This is a genomic window from Candidatus Proelusimicrobium excrementi (genome assembly GCF_937881865.1).
GTDB classification, from domain to species: Bacteria; Elusimicrobiota; Elusimicrobia; order Elusimicrobiales; family Elusimicrobiaceae; genus Proelusimicrobium; species Proelusimicrobium excrementi.
This window is the reverse complement of sequence record NZ_CALGEO010000136.1, coordinates 1-4,671: the sequence shown is the minus strand read 5'-3', so window position 1 is coordinate 4,671 and position 4,671 is coordinate 1. Positions and strand designations below refer to the sequence as shown.

Genomic DNA, 4,671 nt, shown 5'->3' with positions numbered 1-4,671 from the left:
GAGTTTTTATTCACATATGATCTCGACGCTTTCAACGTCAAGCTTGTTTGTGTCGATGAATATCGTGTATACCTGATCTTTCTTCTCGCCGAGGGAATCGGGATCGAGCACTACCTGCACTCTGCCTTCCTCCACGATCATCGAACTTACCTTCGGAATAACGTCGCCGTCGGCTTCCACCTGAATATATTGGCATCCCGTAAGATAGAAAAGCCTCAGCGCGGCGTCATTGTTGTATATTTTATCATCAGTAATATAACCGGCCTGCCTGGAAGAAAGATTTACCATGGCCCTGCCGCCGTTTTCCAAGGCTTCAAGCTCTATAAAAACAGGCAGGGCGGGCAGTTTGGATTCCAATCTGTCGCGCACGACTACGGGTATCAAATCAAATTTCCGCGCGGCCAATTTAAAAGATTTTTCATAGCCGGAGGCCAAAAAATCGGAAAGCAAAAGCAATATGCCCTTGCGTTTTATCATGCGGTTGAGGCTGTCCAAACAAAGCGAAATATTGGTGCCTTTGCTCTTGGGTTTAAAAGCCAGCAACTCCCTTATTATTCTTAAAACGTGGCGTTTTCCCTTTTTAGGCGGGATATAAAGTTCAATTTTATCGGAAAAAAGCAAAAGCCCCACTTTGTCATTATTTTTTATTGCGGAAAAAGCGAATATCGCGCCGAGTTCGGCCACGACGTCGCTTTTAAATTTGCCGGTGGAGCCGAAATATTGCGAGGCGGAAACGTCGCAGGCTATTATAAGGCTGAGTTCGCGCTCTTCGTTGAATTTCTTTACGAAAGTCCCGCCCGTCCTGGCCGAAACGTTCCAATCGATTGAACGCACGTCGTCGCCGGGTATATATTGCCTTACTTCGGCAAACTCTATACCCTGGCCTTTAAAAACGCTTAAGTATTCGCCGGCGAAAGTTTCGCTGACCAGCTTCCCGGTCTGTATTTCTATCCGGCGAACACGTTTTAAAATATCCGAAGTTTGCATTATGGCACTTCAACCGTGGCAAATATCTTCTTTATAATATCTTCCGTGGAAACATTTTCCGCTTCGGCTTCATAGCTGAGCAGAATTCTGTGGCGCAGAACGTCCGGCCCCATTTCTTTGACGTCTTCGGGCGTTACATAGCCTCTTCCGTCCAAGAAGGCATAAGCTTTGGCGGCCTGCGTAAGGAATATGGACGCCCTCGGGCTTGCCCCGTAAAGGATATAAGAGGCCAAATCTTCCAGCTTATATTCCTGCGGGCGCCTGGTGGCGAAAACCAAATCAACTATATAATTTTTTACTTTATCGTCTACGTAAATGGAGTCGGCCGCTTCCCTGGCTTTTAGTATTTGTTCAATCTTTACCGTGGAATGTACTTCCGGCTTATGGGCAAGGCTCATGCGCTCAAGAATGATTTTTTCGTCCTCTTTGCTGGGATAGTCGACTTTAAGCTTAAGCATAAATCTGTCCACCTGCGCTTCCGGCAAAGGATAGGTGCCTTCCTGTTCCACAGGGTTTTGCGTAGCCAGCACCATGAAAGGCTCCGGCAGTTTATAAGTTTCCGCTCCTATCGTAACCTGGCGTTCCTGCATGGCTTCCAAAAGCGCGCTTTGCACTTTGGCGGGAGAACGATTGATTTCGTCTGCCAAAACCAAATTGGCGAAGACGGGCCCCTTTCTAGGCGTAAAACTGCCTTCTTTGGGGTTAAAAATCAAAGTGCCGGTAATATCGGCAGGCAGCAAGTCCGGCGTAAATTGTATACGCTGAAAACTTGCGCTTAAAGCCTGAGCCAAAGTTTTTACCGTCAAAGTTTTTGCAAGGCCGGGCACGCCCTCAATAAGGATATGGCCGTCCGCTATCAAAGCGACGAGCATTTTTTCGACCAAATCTTCCTGGCCGACTATAACTTTTGCGATTTCGTGTCTTAAATCCTGCAGAAAAAGGCTTTCTTCCTGCACTTTTTTGTTTATTTCGCTGATGTTCACCTTATATATCCCCCTGATTGGCGTTAGGATTGTTCATTAAACCGGCTACTCTGCGCGCCGCCGGAACTCTGTCCCCGGTGGGAACTTTATCCCAGTTCATAAGTTCGTTTAACATTTCTTTGGCTTCTTCCTTAATCGGGGAAAGATTATTTTCCGCAGTGCGTTTTACCACATCTTTGGATTCTTCGGTATGATATTCCGATATTTTCTTTAAAAGCATCTTTCTGGAAAATACGCCCCTCTTCATAAAATCTTCCAAAATCCTGAGGCTTTGTTTATCTTTATACTTCGTTATTAAAGGAAGAATTTTATTTTTTTCTTCCGGCAAAGTAAAAGTGGAAAGATATTTGTTTATAACTTTCGGCGCATTGGCTGAGCCGGAAGCGTAAATCATTTCCGTATAAGCGTAGCAGACGTTTGAATCATAAGTATTAAATACCGTCGTTTCCACCAAATTCATGTTCTGCGCGCTCATTTTAAGCCCGGAAGAACGTTCCGGCGCGATTTCCGGCAAACCGGCTATGGCCGGCAAATCAGCCTTGGCGGATTTCCCGGCCTGTACAAACTCTTTGGGGCTTAAATTGGCTTTGGCAATCACGGTAGAAAGCCCGTGCGTATACCAATAATACCCGCCCCCGATGATTAACAGCAAAACTATAAATGATTTCATAAAGATTCCTCCGTTTCGTATATCTTATAGAATTTTGCCGTTTCTGTCCATACAAAAAACGCGCGGGCCAATGTAAATTATATGCGCCAAACGCAGATTTTCAAGCTTTCGGGCGGCGCGGCTTTAAATTTTATATGATATCAAATGGCCCTTAAGGCCGAAATACCCGAAGCAACGGAGATTTTATGAGAATTTACGATGATATCCAATTGGATTACCAAGACGTGCTTTTAAGGCCGAAACGCTCTACGCTGGCCTCGCGCTCCCAAGTGGACATAATCAGGCAATATAATTTTAAATGGAGCCCCTCCTCGGTAAAAGGCACGGGCATTATAGCCGCCAATATGGCCACAACCGGCACTATGGAAATGGCCTCCGTCCTGCAGAAACATAATTTATTTTCCGCTCTGCATAAGCATTATGACGCCAAAGAACTTATAAACTTCCTCAAAAACAATAAAGAACAATTCGTCAATAATGACCTTATTTTTATAAGCAGCGGCGTAGGCCAAGCCGACTATGCAAAACTTGAAGAGGTTATGCAAAGCAAACTCGTAAACAATATCTGCATAGACGTTGCAAACGGATATTCGCCATATCTTATACAATACGTCAAAAAAGTAAGGCAGGCCTGGCCGGAAGCCCTTATTATGGCGGGGAACGTCGTTACCGGCGATATGACGGAAGATCTTATCCTTAACGGAGTGGACATAGTAAAAGTAGGCATAGGGCCGGGCTCGGTTTGCACGACCCGCAAGCTTACCGGCGTGGGCAGGCCGCAGTTTTCCACCGTTATAGAATGCGCGGACGCGGCGCACGGAGTCGGCGGCATGATTTGCGCCGACGGCGGATGCACCGTGCCCGGCGATATATGCAAAAGCTTATGCGCGGGGGCTGATTTCGTAATGCTGGGCGGAATGCTGGCCGGGCATGAAGAAAGCGGCGGGGAACTTTCCTCGAAATTCTTTAAAACGGATGAAGTTACTTTTGAAGAAAACGGAGAACTTTCCTGCGAAATAAAGGAAAAGCAATTTAAAAAATTCTACGGTATGAGTTCCGACTACGCACAGGAAAAATTCTACGGCGGAATGAAAACCTACCGCGCAAGCGAAGGCAAAGTGGTGGAAATACCTTTCCGCGGGCCTTTGGAGCATACATTGCTTTCCATATTGGGCGGAATAAGAAGCGCCATGACTTATATCGGCGCGAAGCGCATAAAAGATATGCCCAAATGCGCCACTTTTTACCGCGTCAACAGGCAGCTTAACAATATTTTCGGCGCGGAATAAACATTCAACAAAAACCCCGCCTTGGCTTGCGCTGAGGCGGGGCGGTTAGTTTAGTTGAGAGGTGTGAACCTCTAAATCAATTAAGACTTCCATCCTTTTGACGCTACATCCAAATAGCTGTATGTGCAAGTCATTTTACATCCGGACGGGACTTGCGCCGACAAGGAATATTCTTTCGCTCCGCTTACATAAGAGGAGACATTAACGGTTGCCTCAACATAAGACGAATAACAACTTCCGTAAGAAGCAGAAGGATCTCTTGTCAGCGGAACTTTTATTACATAATAATAATCCGCATTATAAGGCGTACCAAGCAAACTGGAACTATTGTGCATAATATATGCGCGGACTGTGCTTCCCGAATTTAAACAAGTTATATAAGCGGGATCGGGCGGAGCAACACATCCCTTCGCAGTTGTTGCCGCCTCCGCCTAGCCAATAAGGCTCGTTCACCGCTTTGCAATAATAAGCCATACATTTGCCGTCTTTTAAAGCGTATTTGGCGGTATTATCCGCGCCGCTTTCACAAAAAGTATAGCCCGGGCAAACAAAAGCAAAGACAAACAACGCCGAAAATAAGATTTTTGCCAAGTATTTATTTTGATACATTTTCCTCCCCGCCCGCATAAAAGACTGACCTCAACCAACCTGGAGTAAAACAAAGGCATCTCACACTTGGCGGGCCGATTTATGATATCTGTCGGGCAAAGCCTGACCTACATTAATCAATAAAAAGTTATGG

General features: G+C 45.8%; 5 protein-coding genes. 1 reads left to right on the top strand and 4 read right to left on the bottom strand.

Annotation, left to right across the window (positions count from 1 at the left end; genetic code table 11):
- Positions 1–6: 6 nt before the first annotated feature.
- From ACQY26_RS06435 to ACQY26_RS06425, 3 genes are read right to left on the bottom strand one after another with little or no spacing between them, the layout of a single operon-like run.
- Positions 7–987, bottom strand: a complete 981-nt coding sequence (locus tag ACQY26_RS06435; RefSeq protein ID WP_428048319.1) for a DUF58 domain-containing protein — start codon at positions 985–987, stop codon at positions 7–9.
- The gene (locus tag ACQY26_RS06430; RefSeq protein WP_428048318.1) at positions 987–1,970 is read right to left on the bottom strand and encodes an AAA family ATPase; all 984 of its coding nucleotides are present in this window, start codon (positions 1,968–1,970) and stop codon (positions 987–989) included. Before ACQY26_RS06430 ends, ACQY26_RS06435 begins: the two co-directional genes overlap by 1 nt.
- A 1-nt stretch (position 1,971) precedes the next feature.
- Positions 1,972–2,640 (bottom strand): hypothetical protein, encoded by a 669-nt coding sequence (locus tag ACQY26_RS06425; RefSeq protein WP_428048317.1) that lies wholly within the window; start codon positions 2,638–2,640, stop codon positions 1,972–1,974.
- Positions 2,641–2,825: 185 nt separating this feature from the next.
- Here ACQY26_RS06425 and ACQY26_RS06420 point away from each other — a divergent pair, with 185 nt between their 5' ends.
- Positions 2,826–3,929 (top strand): GMP reductase, encoded by a 1,104-nt coding sequence (locus ACQY26_RS06420; RefSeq protein ID WP_428048316.1) that lies wholly within the window; start codon positions 2,826–2,828, stop codon positions 3,927–3,929.
- An 80-nt stretch (positions 3,930–4,009) separates the two neighbouring features.
- On the opposite strand, the gene ACQY26_RS06415 is transcribed toward ACQY26_RS06420, so the two are convergent.
- Entirely contained in the window at positions 4,010–4,264 is a 255-nt protein-coding gene (locus ACQY26_RS06415) for a hypothetical protein (protein ID WP_428048315.1), read from the bottom strand.
- Positions 4,265–4,671: the final 407 nt, after the last annotated feature.